This is a genomic window from Maribacter forsetii DSM 18668 (assembly GCF_000744105.1).
Lineage (GTDB): Bacteria > Bacteroidota > Bacteroidia > Flavobacteriales > Flavobacteriaceae > Maribacter > Maribacter forsetii.
The window spans coordinates 1,924,357-1,951,347 of record NZ_JQLH01000001.1 but is presented as its reverse complement, the minus strand read 5'-3'; the positions used below and the strand labels follow the sequence as shown (position 1 = coordinate 1,951,347).

Here is a 26,991-nt window from a genome sequence, read left to right as displayed (position 1 = left end):
TTTAGGTACATGTTCGTTTTATCTATTGATATACAAGTAACCGGTCATAGATTTAGGTTTAGAATCATTAACATATTCAATCATGTAGAAATAAACACCTGCTGGTAATTCATCATTCTTTTTAATGGTTACCCTACCGTTGGATTGTCCACTAAAGAAATTACTATTATTATCATAGCCATTAGTTTCAAATACCAGAACTCCCCATCTATTATAAATCTTAACTGTATTATTAGGGAAGGCTTCAATATTTGTTATGGTAAATACACCTTCATTTATATTTGGATTAATTAAATCACTTTCAATACTAATGTCACAAATTGAACCAGTGGGTGGCGTGCCTCCTTTAGAGCTGCAACCATCTAAAGGATCTGTATCATCATTTACTTCTTGACCATCAATAATATTATCACCATCAGAATCTTCATTTTCTGGGTCTGTCCCTAAAGTAATTTCTTCATCAGTTGACAAACCATCATTATCACAATCACTTGTACCTAAAGGTGTTCCATTTATGGAGTCGCAATCATTTAATGGGTTAGTAGCATCTATTAATTCTTCACCATCATTAATACCGTCACCATCGGTGTCTGGGTTTAATGGATCCGTACCAAGTTCAACCTCCTCACCGTCTGTTAATCCGTCATTATCAGTGTCGGCATTATTAGGATCGGTACCTAATGTAGTTTCTATATCTGTTGTTAGGCTATCCAAGTCACAATCACTGGTTCCTAACGCAGTGCCACCTAAAGAATCACAATCGTCTAGTGGGTTGGTTGCGTCTAGAATTTCTTGACCATCATTAATACCGTCTCCGTCAGAATCTGGATTATTCGGATCAGTACCTAAAGCTGTTTCTTCGTCATTGGTAAGCCCATCATTATCAGGGTCATTATCTACATTATCAATAGTATATGATTTATTTTCATTTACCGCAGTGCTGTTTCCTGCGCTATCAGAAGTTGTAATACTCACTTCAATTGAAGTGTCATTATCTGCTACTAAATCACTTCCAGGAACATCAATGCTAAAGTTGCCCAAATCATCTACTGTACCTGTGTAAGTATTTCCGTTTACAACTAAAGTTACAGTATCCCCTTCATTGAAATCTCCAATCAATGTTCCCGTTATTGGAATATCAGCACCTGCTTCAATGGTATTTATGCTATTATCATCTGTAACATCATTAATAGTCAACGTTACTATTGGCTCCTCTTCATCTACAACATATACTTTACTCTCTGTAATAGTAGTACTGTTTCCAGCAGTATCCGTAGTGGTTACACTTCCGTCAACTGTGGTATCTGCATCGGCTGCTAATTTACTTCCTGGTACATCAATACTGTATGCTCCTAATGCATCTACAGTTCCTGTATAATCTGTTCCGTCTACGGTTAAAGTAACGGTGTCTCCGTCATTGAAGTCACCCGAAACAGTTCCCGTTACGGCAACATCGGCACCAGCTTCTGCTGCGTTTAGGATATTGTCTGCTGTGATATCATCTATTTCTAAGACTGGAATAGGAGCAGTGGTGTCTACTGAATATAATTGTGTATCCGTAGCACTTGCTGAGTTACCAGCGGTATCGATTGTGGTTACACTACCATCTACCGTAGTATCTGCATCGGCAGCCAATTTGCTTCCCGGTACATCGATACTATAATCTCCAGCTGCGTCTACAGTTCCTGTATAATCTGTACCATCTACTGTTAAGGTAACGGTATCACCTGTATTGAAATCACCCGAAACAGTTCCCGTTACGGCAACATCGGCACCTGCTTCTGCTGCGTTAAGAATGTTATCTGCTGTGATATCGTCTATTTCTAGAACTGGTACTGGCAATGTAGCATCGTATTGAATATCACGAGTTGCTTGTACCGCTGGATTACCTCCAAGGTCGCTTACATCTGCAGTGATAGTTTCAGTAGGATCCAATGCTTGTATATCTACTACAGGCACATCTAGCGTCCAGATATTTCCAGAAACGGTAGCTGTATAGGTTTCTCCATTTAAGGTTACCGTTACTACTTGTCCATCTTCTACATTGGTTGTTGTACCGGAAATAGTTACCGGACTATCGTCTTCCGTTGCGTTGATGATATCATCCACAGCAACTGTATTAATTACGATTGCAGGAGCGGTAGTATTCACAGAGTACACTTGTGTATCGGTAGCACTTGCTGAATTCCCTGCAGTATCGGTTGTCGTTACACTACCGTCTACTGTGGTATCTGTATCGGCAGCTAACTTGCTTCCTGGCACATCGATACTGTATGCTCCTAAAGCGTCTACAGTTCCTGTATAATCTGTTCCGTCTACGGTTAAAGTAACGGTATCACCTGTATTGAAATCACCAGATACGGTTCCCGTTACGGTAACATCGGCACCAGCTTCTGCTGCGTTCAGGATGTTGTCTGCTGTGATGTCATCTATTTCTAGAACTGGCACTGGCAATGTAGCATCGTATTGAATATCACGAGTTGCTTGTACCGCTGGATTACCTCCAAGGTCGCTTACATCTGCAGTGATAGTTTCAGTAGGATCCAATGCTTGTATATCTACTACAGGCACATCTAGCGTCCAGGTATTTCCAGAAACAGTAGCTGTATACGTTTCTCCATTTAAGATTACCGTTACTACTTGTCCATCTTCTACATTAGTTGTTGTACCACTTATTGTCACCGGACTATCGTCTTCTGTTGCGTTGATAATATCATCCACAGCAACTGTATTGATTACGATTGCAGGAGCGGTAGTATTCACAGAGTACACTTGTGTATCCGTTGCTGTTCCTGAATTCCCTCCAGTATCCGTAGTGGTTACACTACCATCTACAGTGGTATCTGCATCGGCAGCCAGTTTGCTTCCTGGTACATCGATACTATAATCTCCAGCTGCATCAACAGTTCCTGTATAATCTGTACCGTCTACGGTTAAAGTAACGGTGTCTCCGTCATTGAAATCACCCGAAACAGTTCCCGTTACAGCAACATCGGCACCTGCTTCTGCTGCGTTAAGAATGTTATCCGCTGTGATATCGTCTATTTCTAAGACTGGAACTGGCAATGTAGGGTCATATTGAATATCGCGAGTTGCCTGAGTTGCAGGATTACCTCCAAGGTCGCTTACATCCGCAGTGATAGTTTCTGTAGGATCCAATGCTTGTATATCTACTATAGGCACTTCTAACGTCCAGGTATTTCCTGAAACGGTAGCTGTATAGGTTTCTCCATTTAAGGTTACCGTTACCGTCTGTCCATCTTCTACATTGGTTGTTGTACCACTTATTGTCACCGGACTATCGTCTTCTGTTGCGTTGATAATATCATCCACAGCAACTGTATTGATTACGATTACAGGAGCGGTAGTATTCACAGAGTACACTTGTGTATCCATTGCTGTTCCTGTATTCCCAGCAGTATCCGTAGTGGTTACACTTCCGTCAACTGTGGTATCTGCATCGGCAGCCAGTTTGCTACCTGGCACATCGATACTGTATGCTCCTAAAGCATCTACAGTTCCGGTATAATCTGTACCATCTACTGTTAAAGTAACGGTATCTCCGTCATTGAAATCTCCAGATACAGTTCCTGTTACGGCAACATCAGCACCAGCTTCTGCTGCGTTTAGGATGTTATCTGCTGTGATGTCGTCTATTTCTAGAACTGGTACTGGCAATGTAGCATCGTATTGAATATCACGAGTTGCCTGAGTTGCTGGATTACCTCCAAGGTCACTTACATCTGCAGTGATAGTTTCGTTAGCATCTAAGGCTTGCGCTTCCAACGCTGTTATATCGAAAGTCCAAACACCAGCAGTTACGACAGGAGAATAGGTTGTTCCGTTTAAGACTACGGTTGCAATTTGTCCATCTTCCACATTGGTAGTAGTACCAGAAATAGTCACCAGACTATCATCTTCCGTAGCATTGATTATATCATCTACAGCTACTACATTTACTGCAATAGTTGGAGCAGCAGTATCTACTGAATACACTTGCGTATCTGTAGCACTTGCTGAGTTACCAGCGGTATCGGTTGTCGTTACACTACCATCTACTGTGGTATCTCCATCGGCAGCTAACTTGCTACCTGGTACATCGATACTGTATGCTCCCAGTGCATCAACAGTACCTGTATAATCGGTACCGTCTACTGTTAAAGTAACGGTGTCTCCGTCATTGAAGTCACCAGAAACTGTTCCCGTTACGGCAACATCGGCACCAGCTTCCGTTGCGTTAAGAATGTTGTCTGCGGTGATATCATCTATTTCTAGAACTGGAACTGGCAATGTTGTGTCTACAGCATACAGTTGCGTATCTATAGCACTTGCTGAATTCCCTGCAGTATCGGTTGTGGTTACACTACCATCTACTGTGGTGTCTGCATCGGCAGCCAATTTGCTTCCTGGCACATCGATACTATAATCTCCAGCTGCATCGATAGTACCTGTATAATCGGTACCGTCTACTGTTAAGGTAACGGTATCACCTGTATTGAAATCACCAGATACGGTTCCCGTTACGGCAACATCCGCACCAGCTTCTGCTGCGTTTAATATGTTATCTGCTGTGATGTCATCTATCTCTAAGACTGGAACTGGCAATGTGGCATCTACTGAATATAATTGTGTATCCGTAGCTGTTCCTGTATTACCTGCAGTATCCGTAGTGGTTACACTACCGTCTACTGTGGTATCTGTATCGGCAGCTAATTTGCTTCCTGGCACATCAATACTGTATGCACCCAGTGCATCTACAGTTCCGGTATAATCTGTACCTTCAACTGTTAAAGTAATGGTGTCTCCGTCATTGAAATCTCCACTTACTGTTCCTGTTACGGCAACATCTGCACCAGCTTCTGCTGCGTTTAATATGTTATCCGCTGTGATGTCATCTATTTCTAAAACTGGTACTGGCAATGTGGCATCATATTGAATATCACGAGTTGCTTGTACCGCTGGATTACCTCCAAGGTCGCTTACATCTGCAGTGATAGTTTCAGTAGGATCCAATGCTTGTATATCTACTACAGGCACATCTAGCGTCCAGGTATTTCCTGAAACAGTAGCTGTATAGGTTTCTCCATTTAAGGTTACCGTTACTACTTGTCCATCTTCAACATTAGTGGTAGTACCCGAAATAGTGACCGGACTATCGTCTTCCGTTGCGTTGATAATATCATCTACAGCTACTACATTGATTACGATTGCAGGAGCGGTAGTATTCACAGAGTACACTTGTGTATCCGTTGCTGTTCCTGAATTCCCTGCAGTATCCGTAGTGGTTACACTTCCGTCTACCGTAGTATCTGTATCGGCAGCTAACTTGCTACCTGGCACATCGATACTATAATCTCCAGCTGCATCAACAGTTCCTGTATAATTTGTACCATCTACTGTTAAAGTAACGGTATCTCCGTCATTGAAATCTCCACTTACTGTTCCTGTTACGGCAACATCGGCACCAGCTTCCGCTGCGTTTAGGATGTTATCTGCTGTGATATCGTCTATTTCTAAGATTGGTACTGGCAATGTTGTATCTGCTGAATATAATTGTGTATCCGTAGCACTTGCTGAGTTACCAGCGGTATCGGTTGTGGTTACACTACCATCTACCGTAGTATCTGCATCGGCAGCTAACTTGCTACCTGGCACATCGATACTGTATGCACCCAGTGCATCTACAGTTCCTGTATAATCTGTACCGTCTACCGTTAAAGTAACGGTGTCTCCGTCATTGAAGTCACCCGAAACAGTTCCTGTTACGGCAACATCGGCACCTGCTTCTGCTGCGTTTAATATGTTATCTGCTGTGATATCATCTATTTCTAAGACTGGAATAGGAGCAGTGGTGTCTACTGAATACAGTTGTGTATCCGTTGCTGTTCCTGTATTACCTGCAGTATCCGTAGTGGTTACACTACCATCGACTGTTGTATCTGCATCGGCAGCTAACTTGCTTCCTGGTACATCGATACTGTATGCACCCAGTGCATCAACAGTTCCTGTATAATCTGTACCGTCTACGGTTAAAGTAACGGTGTCTCCGTCATTGAAGTCACCCGAAACAGTTCCCGTTACGGCAACATCGGCACCAGCTTCTGCTGCGTTAAGAATGTTATCTGCTGTGATATCGTCTATCTCTAGAACTGGTACTGGCAATGTAGCATCGTATTGAATATCACGAGTTGCCTGTGTTGCAGGATTACCTCCAAGGTCGCTTACATCTGCAGTGATAGTTTCTGTAGGATCCAAGGCTTGTATATCTACTACAGGCACATCTAGCGTCCAAGTATTTCCTGAAACAGTAGCTGTATAGGTTTCTCCATTTAAGGTTACGGTTACCGTCTGTCCATCTTCTACATTGGTTGTTGTACCAGAAATAGTCACAGGACTATCATCTTCCGTTGCGTTGATGATATCATCACCAGCAACTACATTTACTGCAATAGTTGGAGCAGCAGTATCTACTGAATACAGTTGTGTATCCGTAGCACTTGCTGAATTCCCTGCAGTATCGGTTGTCGTTACACTACCATCAACAGTAGTATCTGTATCGGCAGCCAATTTGCTTCCTGGTACATCAATACTATAATCTCCAGCTGCATCGATAGTACCTGTATAATCGGTACCATCTACTGTTAAGGTAACGGTATCTCCGTCATTGAAATCTCCACTTACTGTTCCTGTTACGGCAACATCAGCACCAGCTTCTGCTGCGTTTAATATGTTATCCGATGTGATGTCATCTATTTCTAGAACTGGTACTGGCAATGTGGTATCTACTGAATACAGTTGTGTATCCGTAGCACTTGCTGAATTCCCTGCAGTATCCGTAGTGGTTACACTACCGTCTACTGTAGTATCTGCATCGGCAGCTAACTTGCTTCCTGGTATATCGATACTATAATCTCCAGCTGCATCTACAGTTCCTGTATAATCTGTACCGTCTACTGTTAAAGTAACGGTGTCTCCATCATTGAAATCTCCACTTACTGTTCCCGTTACGGCAACATCGGCACCAGCTTCTGCTGCGTTTAATATGTTATCCGATGTGATGTCATCTATCTCTAGAACTGGTACTGGCAATGTGGTATCTAATGAATACACTTGTGTATCTATAGCACTTGCTGAATTCCCTGCAGTATCCGTAGTGGTTACACTACCATCTACTGTTGTATCTGCATCGGCAGCTAATTTGCTTCCTGGTATATCGATACTGTATGCACCCAGTGCATCAACAGTTCCTGTATAATCTGTACCGTCTACGGTTAAAGTAACGGTGTCTCCGTCATTGAAATCTCCACTTACTGTTCCTGTTACGGCAACATCGGCACCAGCTTCTGCTGCGTTAAGGATGTTATCTGCGGTGATGTCGTCTATCTCTAGAACTGGTACTGGCAATGTTGTATCTACTGAATATAATTGTGCATCCGTAGCACTTGCAGAGTTACCTGCAGTATCGGTTGTGGTTACACTACCGTCAACAGTAGTATCTGTATCGGCAGCCAGTTTGCTTCCCGGTACATCGATACTGTATGCTCCTAAAGCGTCTACAGTTCCGGTATAATCGGTACCATCTACTGTTAAAGTAACCGTATCTCCGTCATTGAAATCTCCACTTACTGTTCCCGTTACGGCAACATCTGCACCAGCTTCTGCTGCGTTTAATATGTTATCCGCTGTGATGTCATCTATCTCTAAGACTGAAACTGGCAATGTAGCATCATATTGAATATCGCGAGTTGCCTGAGTTGCAGGGTTCCCTCCAAGGTCGCTTACATCTGCAGTGATAGTTTCAGTAGGATCCAATGCTTGTATATCTACTATAGGCACATCTAGTGTCCAGGTATTTCCTGAAACAGTAGCTGTATAGGTTTCTCCATTTAAGGTTACCGTTACTACTTGTCCATCTTCAACATTAGTGGTAGTACCCGAAATAGTCACAGGACTATCATCTTCCGTTGCGTTGATGATATCATCACCAGCAACTACATTTACTGCAATAGTTGGAGCAGCAGTATCTACTGAATACACTTGTGTATCTATAGCACTTGCTGAGTTACCTGCAGTATCCGTAGTGGTTACACTACCATCTACTGTAGTATCTGCATCGGCTGCTAATTTGCTACCAGGTACATCGATACTATAGGCACCTCCTACGTCTACAGTTCCTGTATAATCGGTACCATCTACTGTTAAAGTAACGGTATCACCTGTAATAAAATCTCCACTTACTGTTCCTGTTACGGCAACATCGGCACCAGCTTCCGCTGCGTTCAGAATGTTGTCCGCTGTGATATCGTCGATATCCAAGACTGGAACTGGCAATGTTGTATCTACTGAATATAATTGCGTATCCGTAGCACTTGCTGAGTTTCCGGCAGTATCGGTTGTCGTTACACTACCATCTACTGTAGTATCTCCATCGGCAGCTAATTTGCTACCAGGCACATCGATACTGTATGCTCCCAGTGCATCTACAGTTCCTGTATAATCGGTACCATCTACTGTTAAAGTAACAGTGTCGCCTGTGTTGAAATCACCGGAAACGGTTCCTGTTACGGCAACATCGGCACCAGCTTCTGCTGCATTTAGGATATTATCCGCTGTTATATCGTCTATATCCAAGACTGGAATAGGAGCAGTGGTGTCTACTGAATACAGTTGTGTATCCGTAGCACTTGCAGAGTTTCCGGCAGTATCGGTTGTGATTACACTTCCGTCAACTGTAGTATCTGCATCGGCAGCTAACTTGCTTCCTGGTACATCGATACTGTATGCACCTAAAGCGTCTACAGTTCCTGTATAATCGGTACCATCTACTGTTAAAGTAACGGTATCTCCATCATTGAAATCTCCACTTACCGTTCCCGTTACGGCAACATCTGCACCAGCTTCCGTTGCGTTCAGAATGTTGTCTGCGGTGATATCGTCAATTTCTAAGATTGGAACTGGCAATGTAGTATCTACTGAATATAATTGTGTATCCGTAGCACTTGCAGAGTTTCCGGCAATATCGGTTGTCGTTACACTACCATCAACAGTGGTATCTGCATCGGCAGCTAACTTGCTTCCTGGCACATCGATACTGTATGCTCCTAAAGCATCTACAGTTCCTGTATAATCTGTACCATCTACTGTTAAAGTAACGGTATCTCCGTCATTGAAGTCACCAGAAACAGTTCCTGTTACGGCAACATCGGCACCAGCTTCTGCTGCGTTAAGGATGTTATCTGCTGTTATATCATCTATTTCCAAGACTGGAATAGGAGCAGTGGTATCTACAGAGTACAGTTGTGTATCCGTAGCATTTGCAGAATTCCCAGCGGTGTCTGTAGTAGTAACACTACCATCAACAGTTGTATCTGCATCTGCAGCTAATTTACTTCCTGGCACATCGATACTGTATGCTCCTAAAGCATCTACAGTTCCTGTATAATCTGTACCATCTACTGTTAAAGTAACGGTATCTCCGTCATTGAAGTCACCACTTACTGTTCCTGTTACGGCAACATCGGCACCAGCTTCTGCTGCATTTAGGATATTATCCGCTGTGATATCGTCTATATCCAAGACTGGAATAGGCAATGTAGTATCTACAGAATACAGTTGTGTATCCGTAGCACTTGCAGAGTTTCCGGCAATATCGGTTGTCGTTACACTACCATCAACAGTGGTATCTGCATCGGCAGCTAACTTGCTTCCTGGCACATCGATACTGTATGCTCCTAAAGCATCTACAGTTCCTGTATAATCTGTACCATCTACTGTTAAAGTAACGGTATCTCCGTCATTGAAGTCACCCGAAACAGTTCCTGTTACGGCAACATCGGCACCAGCTTCTGCTGCGTTAAGAATGTTGTCGGCTGTGATGTCATCTATTTCTAAGACTGGAATAGGCAATGTGGTGTCTACTGAATACACTTGCGTATCTGTAGCACTTGCTGAGTTTCCAGCAGTATCGGTTGTGGTTACACTACCGTCTACTGTAGTATCTGCATCGGCAGCTAACTTGCTTCCTGGTACATCGATACTGTATGCACCTAAAGCGTCTACAGTTCCTGTATAATCGGTACCATCTACTGTTAAAGTAACGGTGTCTCCGTTATTGAAGTCACCCGAAACTGTTCCCGTTACGGCAACATCGGCACCAGCTTCTGCTGCGTTCAGAATGTTATCTGCCGTGATATCGTCTATATCCAAGACTGGTATTGGCAATGTGACATCTACTGAATACAGTTGTGTATCCGTAGCACTTGCTGAGTTACCAGCGGTATCGGTTGTCGTTACACTACCATCAACAGTTGTATCTGTATCGGCAGCTAACTTGCTTCCTGGTACATCGATACTGTATGCACCCAGTGCATCAACAGTTCCCGTATAATCAGTACCATCTACTGTTAAAGTAACGGTATCACCTGTAATAAAATCTCCACTTACTGTTCCTGTTACGGCAACATCGGCACCAGCTTCCGCTGCGTTTAGGATATTGTCTGCTGTGATGTCGTCTATCTCTAGAACTGGTACAGGCAATGTGACATCTACTGAATACACTTGTGTATCTATAGCACTTGCTGAGTTACCAGCGGTATCGGTTGTGGTTACACTACCGTCTACTGTAGTATCTGCATCGGCAGCCAGTTTGCTTCCTGGTACATCGATACTATAATCTCCAGCTGCATCAACAGTTCCGGTATAATCTGTACCATCTACTGTTAAAGTAACGGTGTCTCCGTCATTGAAATCTCCACTTACTGTTCCTGTTACGGCAACATCGGCACCAGCTTCTACTGCGTTCAGGATGTTATCTGCGGTGATGTCGTCTATCTCTAGAACTGGTACTGGCAATGTAGCATCGTATTGAATATCACGAGTTGCCTGTGTTGCAGGATTACCTCCAAGGTCGCTTACATCTGCAGTGATAGTTTCTGTAGGATCCAAGGCTTGTATATCTACTACAGGCACATCTAGCGTCCAAGTATTTCCTGAAACAGTAGCTGTATAGGTTTCTCCATTTAAGGTTACGGTTACCGTCTGTCCATCTTCTACATTGGTTGTTGTACCAGAAATAGTCACAGGACTATCATCTTCCGTTGCGTTGATGATATCATCACCAGCAACTACATTTACTGCAATAGTTGGAGCAGCAGTATCTACTGAATACAGTTGTGTATCCGTAGCACTTGCTGAATTCCCTGCAGTATCGGTTGTCGTTACACTACCATCAACAGTAGTATCTGTATCGGCAGCCAATTTGCTTCCTGGTACATCAATACTATAATCTCCAGCTGCATCGATAGTACCTGTATAATCGGTACCATCTACTGTTAAGGTAACGGTATCTCCGTCATTGAAATCTCCACTTACTGTTCCTGTTACGGCAACATCAGCACCAGCTTCTGCTGCGTTTAATATGTTATCCGATGTGATGTCATCTATTTCTAGAACTGGTACTGGCAATGTGGTATCTACTGAATACAGTTGTGTATCCGTAGCACTTGCTGAATTCCCTGCAGTATCCGTAGTGGTTACACTACCGTCTACTGTAGTATCTGCATCGGCAGCTAACTTGCTTCCTGGTATATCGATACTATAATCTCCAGCTGCATCTACAGTTCCTGTATAATCTGTACCGTCTACTGTTAAAGTAACGGTGTCTCCATCATTGAAATCTCCACTTACTGTTCCCGTTACGGCAACATCGGCACCAGCTTCTGCTGCGTTTAATATGTTATCCGATGTGATGTCATCTATCTCTAGAACTGGTACTGGCAATGTAGTATTGTGTTGAATATCCCTCGTTGCCTGAACAGCAGAAGTACCTAAACTATTTTCTACATCTGCAGTAATAGTTTCCGTAGCATCCAAAGCTTGAGCTTCAGTCGCTGTAATATCGAAGGTCCACGCATTTCCTGTTACTATAGGAGAATAGGTAATTCCGTTTAAGATTACTGTTGCAATCTGTCCATCTTCTACATCCGTTGTTGTACCTGAGATAGTTACTGGACTATCGTCTTCGGTAGCATTGATAATATCGTCCACCGCAACTACATCTATTGTAATTACCGGTGTTGGTACTACGGTTACATTTACAGTGGCTGTAGATGTATCGGCATTTGCATCGGTAATAGTATAAGTAAACGAATCAGCTCCACTATAACTTGCTGCTGGAGTATACAATACTGTATCATCGGTTGGATCAAGAGGAGTTCCATTATCATCTACAGAAACAGTACCTCCGTTAGTTGTTGTTGTACTAGGAAGTGTAATTGACCCTGCATTTGGACCATCACCACCAAAGGAATCAGGACCATTTTCATTATTTGCTAAAACATCTATACTATTATTACTTGTGTCTTGAGCAATTGAAACCTCATCATCTTGAGCTGTAGGTAAACTATTAACTCCAACATTTACTGTTACTATAGCAATGTCACAATTTGCTGAGTTTGCAGCATCACAAATTTGATAATTTACAGTATAAGACCCTGTACCTGTATTACTCGCAACATCTACAGATCCATCACCATTAACGGTTAAAGGTCCGTTGGTAACTGGAGTAATTGTAACACTTGCAGGGTTTAAAACTGCTCCGTTTAATTCATCATTATCAAGTACATTTATAACATCTGTTACTCCTGTAAAACCTTCTACAGCCGTAAGTGCGGCATCGTCATTTATTGCATCTATATTGTTGATTACAGTAAGAACAGCTTGAGATTCTTCTGGACACGCATTGTTATCATGATTGACCAATACCTTATAAATATTACCATCCATTATTAAGGTAACATTTGAAACTACTAAACTAGCATTAGTAGCACCTGGAATGTCTGTAAAAGTAGACCCAGAATTTGTGCTCACTTGCCATTGGTATTGTAACCCAGAGTCTGCATTAACATCATACGTTGGTACACCTGCTGGGTAAGCTGAAGCTTCTAAAGCGGTTGCTGCTACTGTAAATGTGGCATCATCACCTACACGTTCTTCTTGATCTGTAGGTGCCGTATCTATCGTAGTTTCTGCAGCAGTTGTTACGCCAGTTGTAGTACCTGTATATGCTGTTGTGGCACCAGTTACTTGTCCATTTGCATCGTAGCCTGAACCATCTACTTCTCCGTCATTGTTAGCATCTAAATGACCTGCTTCAATAGTATCTGCACAACTATCGTTGTCAGAATCTGTATCTAAATGATCTGCAATACCATCTAAGTCGGTATCCGTAGCTGGGCACATTCTAAAAATTACAACGCTTGCTGTATCTGAAGTAAAATATTCTACAAAAGAGGCATACCCTTCCGATTCCCATATTTCTGTACCTGCATTATTACTTGCTGAAGTAGCATCTCTTTCTACATAATATTCATTGCCTTGATTGTATGAAGTAAATCCGGTATTTAAAGTTCCCGTAAAATTAAATTTATCTCCATTAGAGCGAATACCTTCTTTACTTCCAACTGAAGTAAGTCCTGAACCATGGTCAATTCTTATTCTTGATGGTATTGTTCCTGAAATAGCTATGGATGAAGCTGGGTTAGACCCTGAGGTATTCCAAGAAGAACCTGTAGCGTTTACATAGGCATCTGTAAGAGTAAGTATTACCGAACCTGTACTTAAACCAAATAAGCTACTTACATCATGTACTGCACTTGCGATAACTTCATTACCTGTATACCCTAAATCACTAGGTCTAACAACTGTATAAGCAGCACAAACATCTTCGACTGTATCTGCAATACCATCATTATCATCATCTAAATCACAAAAATCGCCAATGGTATCTCCATCACTATCCACATAAGAAGGATGTGAAGGATCACATGGACTACATTCATCTGCTTGCAGTGTATCATCTTCTGATGTACCTATACCTTGCGATGTACCTGCAGGAATACCATCACCATCTACAGCAGCGATTAATCTTAAATTTGAATCTAAATCTGCATATGTATAGCTACCATCGCCTTCTAAAGCATCTGGACAACCATCGCCATCACTATCATTATCTAATGAATTTGGAATTCCATCTTCATCTGTATCTGGACAATTAATAACAGGTGTAAATGCAAAACCTTCTCTATTATAATTTGTACCTCCATTTATACTTGAATCTGCATAAAACGCAACTGTTGTTGGGAAAGTTGTTACACTGGTCATATCAACCTCAACACTCCACTCTGTATCTCTCAGAGAATAAGAAGTACCATTATTAATTTCAATAATATCACCTGAAAAGATAACATCTCCAGTATCTCTACCTGTAACTTCATCTAAAGGGTCATTTAAAATTCCTGAACCACCTCCACTCCATGTAAGTGTAATTTCTTTATTAGCATTTTGAGTTCCTGCCGTTACACCTTCTGCTCCATTACCTAAAATAACAGATTGTAATGTTCCTGAAGTTGGTGCATCTAAAATAAGGTCTATTGTTGTAATGGCATCTGTTGTTCCTTGATCCCATCGTATTTGTATACCTGAAGTTGATGAAAGCACTTGTGAGGCATACTCAGGATTTATAGTAAACCCTAATATATTATTACCATTTGCCTTATAAAAACCTGTTAAGTTAGTTGTATTATTACCTGAATCAACAGAGCCGGTAACAGACGGACATTCATCTTCATCTAAAATACCATCATTATCATCATCTAAATCGCAACCATCAAAAATACCATCGTTATCAGAATCTACTGTACCGCAAGGGTTAGCAGCAAGATCTTCTCTATAATCAACTTCTGGGGTTGCAGAGTTTTGAGTATTTGGTAATGTTGTTGGATCATCTATTGTACCATTAGGGTCAGAATAATCTGCTGTAGCATCGGTATTATCATCCAGCCCATCGTTATCTGTATCGGCATTTGCCAATGTTAAACCAGCTTCAGTAGTATCATCAGCACCTTCATTATCACTATCTAAATCTAAGAAATCGGGCGTATCTGTACCATCGGTGTTTTCAGGAGTAATTCCCCCTAAATAAGCACTATTAACCCCATTATTCGTTAAGTAAGTAGCTGCATCATCTGTATTCGGTTGTGTATAACCAGCTGTAGTCTGACCTTCAATGTTATCAGGAATACCGTCACCGTCACTATCTAAATCAAGATTATTAGGAATGGTATCATTATCAGAATCTTCGCATTCTTCTTTAAGTTTTACATTATCTATTAGTACACCTGTGGTTCCTGTACCTAACAATCCAGAAGATTCAATATCTATTACAATTGTTGAGCCTGTTGGGGTCAGTTCTACTGCATATGTATCCCACACTACAGTAGATACTCTACTTCCTGCTCCTGATCCTACATTGGCAGAGGCGACACTAGTTGGCTGTAAGGTTGTTAATAAAACTCTTCCTGCTCCATAATCAACATAAACCGTTGCTTCAAAAGCAGCTTCTGCAGAACTAAAATCCAAAGAAAAATCTACACTACTACCTGGAGTAAAACCAGTAAAAGTTTTTTGGATGTTAGCTGCGGTAGGAGATCCATAAAGATCAATATGTTGAAACCCTTCAGATGAATTAAATAAATCATAAATTACATCAAAACTTCCGCCATTGGTTACTGACCAACCTTCGATAGTTGTTTGGTTTATAAAAAGATCTATTTCACCATCAGCATCACCATCTGGTTTATCTGTTAAATCAGGTGTATCATTAACTAAATCTGGTATTTCAAAAGAATCGTTATAATTAGGTACATTACATTCATCTGTATCTAAAATACCATCATTATCATCATCTAGATCACAATCATCAAACACGCCATCATTATCAGTATCTACATAACCACAAGGGTTAATTGTACCTTCATCTCTATAATCTACTTCTGCATTAGCCGTATTTTGAGTATTAGGTAAGGTCGTTGGATCATCAATAGTACCGTTAGGATCAGAATAACCTGTTGTTGCATCTGTATTATCATCTAAACCATCTTCATCTGTATCTGCACCTGCTAATGTAAGTCCAGCTTCTGTGGTATCATCATTACCTTCATTATCACTATCTAAATCTAAATAATCTGGGGTATCTGTACCATCTGTATTTTCTGGATTGATTCCGCCTAAATAAGCCGAGTTCACCCCTTTATTTGTTTCGTATGTAGCAGCATCATTTACATTTTGAGGTGTATAACCTGCAGTAGTTTGTGCTTCAACATTATCGGGTAATCCGTCGCCATCACTATCTAAATCTAAATAATCTGGAATAGTATCTGGTGTAGACTCAGAATCTGCAATTGTATAGTTAACCGTGCCGGAATCTTCATTTCCACCACCTTGTACAGCATCTGGAACACCATCAAGACCTACATTTCCGGTAACTTCTCCATTTGTATGTGCAGCATTATGACCGGCTTCTACGGCATCATAAATACCATCATTATCAGAGTCTAAATCAAAATAATTTGGTACACCATCTAGATCTGTATCACAAGCCAATGCATGAGAAAAAGATACATCATCAAACCTTGTATTACCTGTACCATTTTGGTTATTGTACATGTAAAATCTAAAATAGTATGTGGTGCCTGCCGATAAATAATCATTTGAGGATATACTATATGGTAAATAACCATTAGCTACCATATTATCTATATGTAAATCTTGCACTTTAATAGTAGGACTACTAAAACTAGCATTGGTATCCATTTCAAGAGCCATATCAAAATTACCGTAATCCACTTCTGGACCAGTAGAGCTAGTAAAAAAGCCTAAATTGATTCCTGTAGTCCATATATCTACAGCAGGTGTATAGGAAACTTGTACATAATGATTTGCTGATTTTGCCGCTGCAAACGTACTTTGGTTTGCATTATCAAATACATAAGTATATTGGCTGCCTGTTTCATTTAAAGATCCAAAAGAAATATTTGGAGCAGAACTAAAATTCGGACTACTAATTAACGTACGATTGTCATAGGTTGCATAATCAGAGTCTCCTGGGTCTGTCGTACCAACAGTACTTGCATTTGGGGTTTCACTATCATTATGAAACCATTCTATTTGCGTTTGTGTGCATAAGGATAGTTCTTCTGTATCTAAAATACCATCGTTATCATCATCTAAATCCTCAGAATCTAGCACAGTGTCACCATCATTATCAGGACCAGCAGGACCTCCACAAGCAACAGAATTATTGCTATCTGTAACCTCAGCAGTCGTACCCGTATACCCGTCACTACCATCTACGCTACCGTACGTTGTATACCCAGTACCATCTACTTCACCATCGTTATCTGCATCTGTGAAACCAGCTTCTTTGGCATCTGTACATAAATCACCGTCAGAATCTGTATTTAAAAAATCTTTTGTTCCTGGTGTGGTTTCTGGAGGTGTTAAAGCCGTTCCTGAACAATTTGTAGTGCTAGCGCCACCAACTTCTATACCGTAGACTTCTACGCTATTCCAATATGCAGTTATTTGTATATATTGGGTGTCTGCATTTGTAGTTTCTGTATATGCGGTTATGGTACTTCCACTAACCGAGTAGTCTGCTATTTTACTCCCAATTGTGTTACCACTAGCATTTGTTTGGTGTATTTGCCCACTTTGAGTACCGCCAGAAGAATGCGCCATATATATGGTTATACTAGAACCAGATGGAATTACTGTTCCTAAGTCTAATACTATTCTAGAAGTTCCATCAATAGAAGAAACTGCAGCATTAGTATCAGATGTTCCAGTAGCGCCTAAAGCATTATTCGTATTAGAAAATGAACCTTGAGGAACAGATGCTGCTACAGCATTTATTGTTCCTGAATTTGTTGTTACACAATTACCATCATAAATATCAACTAAACCATCATTGTCTAAATCGTCTAAATTATCAGCAACACCGTTATTATCGGCATCTGTACCGCCCGCTTCAATAATATCATAAATACCATCGTTATCAGAATCTAAATCTTGAGAATTTGGTATACCATCTCCATCAAAATCACACGCAACAGCACCACCAGATAATGAAATAGGTACTAATGAAATATCATCTAAAGCTAAATCATTACCACAACCACCTGTATTATTATTTATTAAAACTACTTCTATATTAGTAGCAGTACCTGTATTAAATTCAAAATTGTAATTTTGCCATTCTCCAGTTCTTGGAATATCTCCTGTATCAAAAGATGCAATTACCGCACCCCCATTATCTAAATCTCTAATTTCATATTTTACGTTTGGTAGAATATAACCACCTGATTCTCCATTACAAAAAGTTTCATTACCCTCGCTATTCGCATTTACCAACCAAGCGGTAAATTTATATGTAGCATCTGGTAAAAGTGTTACCGTTCTGTTATAAAAATCTCCTGGAGTAAAACTCGCATTAACAACCATCATGTAACCAGAACCTGTAGTGTGATCGCCTAAATTTGCTTGCCAACTACCTTCTGGTTGATTTGCAAAATTTGCAATCGTATAATCTCCATCTTCTAAAGCATTAGGGAAATTTGCATATGCAGCTATATCTCCCCTATAATTATAGGTAGTATAGCCAGCGGGTAATTCACCACCAGGATATGAGCCTGTGCCGAAATCTTCCGAAAAAACAGCACATGACAAATTTTCTATATCATCTGGTATTCCATCATTGTCATCATCAACGTCCTCGGCATTAGATAAACCATCTCCATCAATGTTTTCTGGACTTGCAGACAATGTCCATGGTGAAAATTGATTAACACCTAAGATTGTGACTGAATTATTGGTAAGACTAGTACTACTAGCTCCTTTTTTCTCCCATACATTTGTACTTGTTTCATATCTATATGTTGAAAGGTTGTTCTCGCCATTAGCTAATATGTCATCCTCTGAATAAGAAAGAGTTAAGTTGGCGGTACCTGCTCCTGTTTTGTCTAATTGCCAAAACCTATTCAAAGAGCTATTTACTAAGCTATTGCTAGACTCGTCTAACATGTTAGTTACATTTTCTGGTTGGGAAGGAAATGGTATCATGTTTAAGCCAGTGGGGTAAGTAGAAACCGTTATCTCCCCTAAATCACCAGATGCTCTTTCTATACTTAATGGAATTTTAGCCCCAGAAACTGTACCAAAAGGTACAGTGTATTTACCACCTGTAGCTGAAGTCTGCCATAAAACCTTACTCTGGTTAAGTACGTCTTCGCTAATTATATAACCTTCATCAGTAATCAGTGCTCCAATTAAAGAATTGGATATTTGTAAGCTGTTTGAATTTAAATTTAATTCTACATTTTTTAAATCAAGTATCCCTAAGTTATTACCTGATATAGATCCTCCAACTATTGTATTAACTTCTAGTGTAGCTTCGTCAACTTCTAAAGTTAAGTTATAGAACAATGTTGTTGTAGTTCCTCCAATATTTGTAACATCGGTGGTTTTTGTTAATGTAACTAACCCTTCTGAATCAGTTGTAAAAACTTGACCTGTGGTGTTATTGTTGTACCAATTACCGTCAACGCTTAGTACAGATTCATTTTTCACCTCGGCATCTCCCGAAATATATAAATCTCCGTTTAATACACGAACAGTTGCACCAGCGGTTATTGAAACATCGGCACCTGAAATATTTAAACCATCTTGAGCACTTAGACTCAAATGGGTTAATAAAATAAGGAAACCTACTATGTAGAAATTTTTCATAATCTTAAATTGTATTAGAAAGAAGAATGCTGTGAGTGTCTATGCAAAAATTATCTCATTTCGAGCATTATCAATCCGAAACCAACTTGAAAAGAAACTAAGGCATCAGTAGTACCTACCAATCTTAATTGAACATCTTGTTGTGCGCCTGCGTCTATGGCAGTCCAAGGCGTGGTAATTAGACCGTCTGCAGAAATAGAAAGGCCCGGTCCAAAGGTTGCACTGTTTAAATAACTCCAAGTTGTGCCATTATTGGTAGAATATTGCATTGCTATATCTAATGCATTTGTAGTAAGCGTAAGGCCAGATACATTAGCAATAACTCGAACCTCATTAACATCAGTAAAATCCATTTGAAAACGATAAGCATCTGTACCTAAAATGTCAGTTGGTACGACATCATCAATAGATAGCCAAGCAGCAGGTGAAAGACCAGATAAAATTGTTACTGCTGATGTGGTTACACGGTTATAAAGCTCAAAAGCTGTACCCTGAACGAACATCATGCTATTACCTAAATCAGTATTAAAGAGCATAAGTCCATCTGGTGGATTGACCAATGCATTCATTTCTGCAGAAGTCATTCTTGGCATTAAAAGCCCTCCAGTTGTAGACTGAATATCCAATGCTGCAGAAGGGTCTGGAGTTAACGTATTTATTCCTACAGACTGTGCATTGCTTAGATTAAGCAATAAAATAAAAAGAATAGTTACAAGGGCATTTTTTTTGGTCCAAGAAAAATTAATAAAAGATAGATTGGTAGATTTCATGTCAATTATTTTTATAAGATAAATTAATGTTTAATGTAATTAATTACATAATCTAAATGTAAGAAAATACCTCGTTTATTATTTGTCAAAAATGTATCTAATAATTGTTTAATCAATGTAAAATGTTGTCAAAACAGGAAAATGTGTGGTGTACTATGATACTATGTTTGTCTCTTTATCGATTAGACCCCATACAAAAGCAAACTACAAACAGTAACTAATACTTAATTTTTGAAAATATGTTGACTAAAAAGGAACCAAACATGAATTAAATTGAATTCTAATCAAGGTTATTAAGCATTTTATTTGTAAGAAAAAACCATATACAAAAGTAAGTTTCAGGCAAACAAAAAATGAAATACAGTATAAAAATTCAAATTATTGAAGTTCAATTTGAATATTACCCCAAATACACATTAAAATAACTACTACAACTCTATAGTGAAGACAGTAGTTTAAATAAATTTCTAATAATCAATACCAATAGACATATAGCTCTAATAGTTTTTACAATCTAGGTCAAATGAACCCTAAAAAACAAAACCCTGTAAACTAAAGTTTACAGGGTTTATCTGCGGAGAAAGAGGGATTCGAACCCCCGGAGGTGTGACCCTCAACAGTTTTCAAGACTGCCGCATTCGACCACTCTGCCATTTCTCCTGAGTGCCTCATCAGGTATTCCCTGAATGCGGGTGCAAATATATAAAGGTTTTCTTATCTAATAAAGCCTTTTCTTAATTATTTTTTATCTCTGTGATTTCACAAATTTTTCAAAGAAATGAAAAGGTTGAATTTCAGTTATTTATTACCTTGCCACGATGACAAAACCGCTTGTAAGTATCCTAATTCCTTTTAAAAATGTTGATGAATATTTTGAAGAATGCTTAAAATCCATTCAAAATCAGACCTACAATAACTGGGAGATTATTGCCGTCAACGATAATTCAAGTGATGATAGTTTAGCAATTGCCAAAACTTTTGCAGCCAATGATGCTCGATTTAAAATATTTTCAAATGAAGAATCCGGCATTATAACGGCACTTAGAAAAGCATACGCACATAGTAGTGGCAACTTTATATCAAGAATGGATGCTGATGATTACATGAGCCCAGAACGGATAGAAGTCATGGTCAATTCTCTAGTACAACAAGGAAAAGGAAGTCTTGCTTTAGGGAAGGTAAAATATTTTTCAAAAGCAGGAGTAAATGACGGTTACGATCGATATGAGAAGTGGTTGAATAAATTAACCGCTACCGGTGATAATTTTAAAGAAATATATAAAGAATGTGTAATACCCTCCCCTTGTTGGATGGTACATAAAGAAGATTTTGAAGCTAGCGATGGTTTTAATCCTAATCGTTATCCTGAAGATTATGACCTTGCTTTCCGCTTCTATAAATTAGGCTTAAAGTGCATACCCTGCACCACTACCCTACATTATTGGCGAGATTACGACAACAGAACATCGCGAACCAGCGAGCACTACGCACAGAATTATTTCTTGGATATTAAGTTGCGCTACTTCTTAAAATTGGAATACCAAACAACAGACAATCTAGTCGTATGGGGCGCTGGTAAAAAAGGAAAAACGATTGCCAAACTGCTTGTAGAGAAAAATATTCCTTTTCAATGGGTCTGTGATAATGAAAAGAAAATTGGGAAAGATATTTACGGTATCCGCCTGACCCACTACTCTAAGTTAAAAGAATCAAAAAATTCCAAAACCATTATTACCGTTGCTAACGAAGATGACCAAACTATGATCAAATCGTTTTTTAAAGAATTGGAACAAAAGCCATCTGTAGATTATTTCTTCTTTTGCTGATCATAGCCCAACAAAAATATTAGTTGATTTCTCACAAGCTTCTAATTTCAAAATAATTATCTTTGCTATAATCAAAATTAGGAATGCAATTTAAATATCCAGAACTTCTTTGGGGTCTTTTACTACTACTCATTCCTATACTAATTCACCTATTTCAATTACGCAGATTTAAGAAAACACCGTTTACTAATGTAAAGTTCTTAAAACAAGTAGTTTCTGAATCTAGAAAAAGCAGCACTTTAAAAAAATGGTTACTGTTATTTACCAGAATGGGCTTACTAGCTGCATTAGTTTTTGCATTTGCCCAACCATTTATGGCTAACGATAATGCCCTACAAGAAAAGGAAAACGTTTTTTATATAGATGATTCTTTTAGCATGAACGGGCAAATTGATAACGGTAGCCTATTTAAAAATACCATTCAAGATTTTATAACCAACATACCTTCTGATCAACGTTTTACATTATTCACCAATAAACAGGTATATAAAGATGTGGATATAAAAGATATTCAAAATGACCTTCTGAATCTCTCCGTAGGTTCAGAGCAATTAGGTATTTCTGAAATAATTCTAAAAGGAAAAACCTATTTCAGTGATAATACCACTTCACAAAAAAACTTGGTGCTTATTTCAGATTTTCAACAACGTATGGGCAATTTAACTGATGTAGATTCAACCAGCACCATCAACATACAGTATATAAAACCTGGTAATACAATCATCAGCAATACGGCTATAGATACGGTTTTTATAGCGGAGCGTAGTAATGATAACATAGAGGTAGTAGCACAATTAACTACAAATTCTGAAGAAAAGACCATACCTGTGTCTTTATTTAATGATACTAAGCTAATAGCAAAAACAGGCGCTAATTTTGATCAAAACAAAAAAGCGGATGTACGCTTTACCATAAATGCAAAAGACATTGTCTTGGGTAAGGTAACCATTATGGATACGGGGTTGGATTATGACAATCAATTCTTCTTCAACATTGACGAAAAATCGAAAATTAAGGTATTGGTAATTGGCAATACATCTGCAGATTATTTAAAGCGCATATATACCGATGAAGATTTTAGCTTCACCACTAGTACATTAGCGCAATTAAACTATAGCACTATTGAAAATCAGGATTTAGTAGTTCTAAACGAAATATCAAAATTACCAAGCTCGCTTATTACCGCGTTGAAATCTTTGAGTACCAACGGAGGTAGTTTTATATTCATACCTGCTACAAAAGGCGATATCAACTCTTACAATCAATTATCTAGTGCTTATGATGCAACTAGGTTCTCTACCAAAATAGAACAAGAAATACCCATCGCCATTATAAAAACGGCGCACCCGTTATTTGAGAATGTATTCGATAAGAAAGTAACGGATTTTCAATTCCCTAGTGTTCAAGAACGCTATAGAATTAGTACAAAAGCTCCGGTGGCATTGTCTTATCAAAATAACGAACCCTTTTTAGTAGGGTCTAAAAATGCATATTTCTTTACTGCAGCTTTAAGTAGTGATAATTCAAATTTCAAGAATTCGCCCTTAATTGTTCCTGCTTTTTACAATATGGGTATGAATAGTTTAAAACTTCCACCATTATATTCAAGTATTGGTAGCAAAACGGAAATAGAATTACCCCTTACTTTGCAACAAGATGATATCATTAAAATAGCTAATGATAATAATGAGTTTATTCCTCAGCAACGGGTATTACCTAAAAAGGTTCAGGTTAATTTTATAGAAAACCCCAAAGAAGCTGGTATCTATAAAATTATACATAATGATAAAACGATAAGACACATCAGCTTTAATAATGACAGAAAAGAGAGTGAATTATTATATACTGCGCTCCCAGAAAATAACAGTAATACATCAGTATCAAATTTCTTTTTAGAAAGTCAAAAAGACAATGCCATTAACGAGTTTTGGAAATGGTTTGCTATTTTAGCACTGGCTTTTGTTTTAATAGAAACAGCACTACAAAGATTCTTAAAATAACCTATTAACATACCACCCATAAACCTATGAATATACTTCTAAAATCAGTGACTATAGTAAATGGGAGTACTAAGAACCTTCATTTAAAAAAGAGGGATATTCTTATTAAAAATGGCGTTATAGATGCTATTGAGACTACTATTGAGCCTACCGGTAAAACAAAAGTTATAGCCATAAAGGATTTACATGTTTCAATTGGTTGGTTTGATAGCGGAGTTAGTTTTGGAGAGCCTGGTTATGAAGAAAGAGAAACTATAGAAAACGGATTACTAACTGCCGCAAAAAGCGGATTTACAGATGTTATTTTAAATACGAGCAGTAACCCAACACCAGATTCCGCATCAGATATTGTGTACTTAAAAAATGCGGCCAAGGATCTATTAACAAGGGTACACCCTTTAGGAAATTTGACCGTAAAAGGTGAAGGTGAAGTACTGGCGGAGCTTTACGATATGAAAAATGCCGGCGCCTTGGGCTTTTATGATTATAAACATCCAATGGCAAATGCCAACCTTTTAAAAATTGCCCTACAATACGCTCAAAATTTTGACGGAATGGTGTTTTCTTTTCCGTTGGATAAAAGCATATCCGGAAAAGGAATTGTCAACGAAGGTGTTACCAGCACAAAATTAGGCTTGAAGGGAATTCCTGCTCTGGCGGAAGAATTACAGATAGCACGAGATTTATTTGTTTTGGAATATACGGGAGGGAAATTGTTTATACCTACCATTTCTACAGTAAATTCAGTGAAACTTATAGCCGACGCCAAGAAAAAAGGATTACAGGTGTTTTGTAGTGTAGCAGCTCACAACCTTATGATTACCGATAGTGCCTTAGAAAATTTTGACACACAATTTAAAGTAATGCCACCACTGAGAACGGCAGCAGATATAAAAGCATTACAAAAAGGAGTAAAAAATGGAACTATAGATTTTGTGACATCTGATCACACTCCTTTAAATATAGAACTAAAGCATGTGGAATTTGACAATGCTGATTTTGGAACAATAGGACTAGAAAGCATATTTGGTATGCTAAATGAACTTTTTAATATTGAAGAGACCATTGCCTTGCTAACCAAAGGGCGTTCTGTTTTTGGAATGACAGAGCCACAGCTAGAAGTCGGTCAAGAAGCAAACCTTTCGCTTTTTACTACAGATGACACTTATGAATTTTCACAAGATCAGATCTTTAGCTCCAGTAAAAACTCCATCGCAATTGGCAAGCAAATGAAAGGAAAAGTAGTAGGCGCCATTGCAAATAACCAATTAGTTTTAAATAAGTAACATGGAGAAATCTCCCGAAATACCAGGCAGAACAACAGCTATAATTGCCTATTTAACCATCGTTGGGGCAATAATCGCCCTGTCTATGAATAACGAACCACAATATCGTTTTGCAAGAATACATACCCGTCAAGCATTTGGTCTACACTTAATGTTTCATGGCTTTGCTATATTTTCTAGTGTATGGTTCAACCAATATGCGCTTTATGGCTTATACCTGTGCTACATTGTACTTTGGGTATATGGCTTTATTGGTGCATTAAGTAACAAAGAGCAAATTGTGCCTATTGTAGGCCCGTATTTTCAAAAATGGTTCACTTTTATTAAATAATATAATGACAACAGCTCCCCTATCTTTAGAACATATTATTAGACCATCTAGTCTTACAGATAAAAAACCGCCAGTTTTATTTATGCTGCATGGTTACGGTAGTAATGAAGAAGACTTATTTTCTTTTGCACCAGAATTACCAGAAGAACTATGCATTATTGCTGTTCGCGCCCCTTATATTTTACAACCTTATGGTTATGCGTGGTATGCCATTAATTTTGATGATGAAAAAGGAAAATGGAGCGATGATGACCAAGCTATAGAATCGCGTGATAAAATAAAGACCTTTATAGAAGAGGCTTGTTCTACGTACGGTTTGGATGAAAACAATGTAAACCTTTTAGGCTTCAGTCAAGGTACAATTCTTAGCTATGCCGTTGCATTATCATATCCTGAAAAAGTAAAAAACATAATTGCATTAAGCGGATACATCAACGAATCCATTCTAGCAGATTCTTATAAGGAAAACAACTTTGACAGCCTAAACTTCTACAGTTCTCACGGAGATATGGACCAAGTGATACCCGTAGATTGGGCAAGAAAGGCACCAGAGCTTTTAAAAAATTTGGGTATTAAACATGTATATGAAGAATTTCCTGCAGGTCATGGTGTTGCACCTCAGAATTTCTACGCTCTTAAAAAGTGGATTTCGGATAAAATTTAATTACTTCGCGTATATAATAAGTGATCTACCAAGGTAAAGTCTACCCCAAGATCATCTTTTAGTTCATACTTGATCAATAGTTCTCCCCAGTATTTTCCATCCGAGAAATCGGTAAGAATCCATTTGTGGTTTAGAACCTTTATTTTATTGATTTTAAAATCGCTCTGCATTCCCTCGTAAGGCACTAATGGGTTATCCCCTTTTTGCGCATTGGTTTCCAATAGTTTATCAGCAACGTACCCAGAAGGGTCTTGTAAGTCTAAATGCTCAAAATAAGCTAAGGCATCATCGTTATTTTCTAATGAAAAGTACTGCATATCCAACACTTTTAAAGATGATCTTTGAACAGAGTCTTTCAAATTTTCAACCTTACTCTCTAGCCTTGTAATTGTTTCAGCATTAGCTTTGGTCATATTACCACTGCTAACAACTAGGTATAAACAGATCAGGGAAACAAATAGGAATAAATAAAGGTATATTTTGCTCTTCAT

The 26,991-nt window shown here is 39.0% G+C and carries 8 protein-coding genes and 1 tRNA gene; 5 read left to right on the top strand and 4 right to left on the bottom strand.

All coding sequences use genetic code 11. From position 1 onward, the window contains the following. Positions 1 to 18: 18 nt before the first annotated feature. The 3 genes from P177_RS20035 to P177_RS08075 form a co-directional block, all read right to left on the bottom strand. A complete protein-coding gene (locus tag P177_RS20035; protein WP_036153760.1) occupies positions 19 to 19,623 on the bottom strand; it encodes an Ig-like domain-containing protein in 19,605 nt (6,534 codons plus the stop codon). A gap of 50 nt (positions 19,624 to 19,673) precedes the next feature. Then, positions 19,674 to 20,393 (bottom strand): hypothetical protein, encoded by a 720-nt coding sequence (locus P177_RS08080; protein WP_036153758.1) that lies wholly within the window; start codon positions 20,391 to 20,393, stop codon positions 19,674 to 19,676. Between the two features lie 575 nt (positions 20,394 to 20,968). Continuing rightward, positions 20,969 to 21,053: transfer RNA gene (locus P177_RS08075), tRNA-Ser, on the bottom strand. Between the two features lie 158 nt (positions 21,054 to 21,211). Here P177_RS08075 and P177_RS08070 point away from each other — a divergent pair. From P177_RS08070 to P177_RS08050, 5 genes are all read left to right on the top strand, one after another. Beyond that, positions 21,212 to 22,219 carry a glycosyltransferase family 2 protein gene (locus tag P177_RS08070; protein WP_036153756.1) on the top strand — a complete coding sequence of 336 codons (1,008 nt, stop codon included), beginning with the start codon at positions 21,212 to 21,214 and terminating at the stop codon, positions 22,217 to 22,219. An 83-nt stretch (positions 22,220 to 22,302) separates the two neighbouring features. Continuing rightward, positions 22,303 to 24,219 (top strand): BatA domain-containing protein, encoded by a 1,917-nt coding sequence (locus P177_RS08065; RefSeq protein WP_036153753.1) that lies wholly within the window; start codon positions 22,303 to 22,305, stop codon positions 24,217 to 24,219. Positions 24,220 to 24,245: 26 nt separating this feature from the next. Continuing rightward, positions 24,246 to 25,505, top strand: a complete 1,260-nt coding sequence (locus P177_RS08060) for a dihydroorotase (protein ID WP_036153750.1) — start codon at positions 24,246 to 24,248, stop codon at positions 25,503 to 25,505. A gap of 1 nt (position 25,506) precedes the next feature. Next, a complete protein-coding gene (locus tag P177_RS08055) occupies positions 25,507 to 25,836 on the top strand; it encodes a hypothetical protein (protein WP_036153748.1) in 330 nt (109 codons plus the stop codon). A 4-nt stretch (positions 25,837 to 25,840) separates the two neighbouring features. After that, positions 25,841 to 26,500: an alpha/beta hydrolase gene (locus tag P177_RS08050; protein ID WP_036153745.1), complete on the top strand. Its 660-nt coding sequence runs from the start codon at positions 25,841 to 25,843 to the stop codon at positions 26,498 to 26,500. On the opposite strand, the gene P177_RS08045 is transcribed toward P177_RS08050, so the two are convergent. Continuing rightward, entirely contained in the window at positions 26,497 to 26,991 is a 495-nt protein-coding gene (locus tag P177_RS08045; protein ID WP_036153743.1) for a hypothetical protein, read from the bottom strand. The two genes, P177_RS08050 and P177_RS08045, sit on opposite strands and share 4 nt — an antisense overlap.

Coding starts and splice junctions, on each gene's coding strand:
- P177_RS08060 (WP_036153750.1), top strand. CDS start 24,246: ATGAATATACTTCTAAAATCAGTGACTATAGTAAATGGGAGTACTAAG.
- P177_RS08045 (WP_036153743.1), bottom strand. CDS start 26,991: ATGAAGAGCAAAATATACCTTTATTTATTCCTATTTGTTTCCCTGATC.
- P177_RS20035 (WP_036153760.1), bottom strand. CDS start 19,623: ATGAAAAATTTCTACATAGTAGGTTTCCTTATTTTATTAACCCATTTG.
- P177_RS08070 (WP_036153756.1), top strand. CDS start 21,212: ATGACAAAACCGCTTGTAAGTATCCTAATTCCTTTTAAAAATGTTGAT.
- P177_RS08080 (WP_036153758.1), bottom strand. CDS start 20,393: ATGAAATCTACCAATCTATCTTTTATTAATTTTTCTTGGACCAAAAAA.
- P177_RS08050 (WP_036153745.1), top strand. CDS start 25,841: ATGACAACAGCTCCCCTATCTTTAGAACATATTATTAGACCATCTAGT.
- P177_RS08055 (WP_036153748.1), top strand. CDS start 25,507: ATGGAGAAATCTCCCGAAATACCAGGCAGAACAACAGCTATAATTGCC.
- P177_RS08065 (WP_036153753.1), top strand. CDS start 22,303: ATGCAATTTAAATATCCAGAACTTCTTTGGGGTCTTTTACTACTACTC.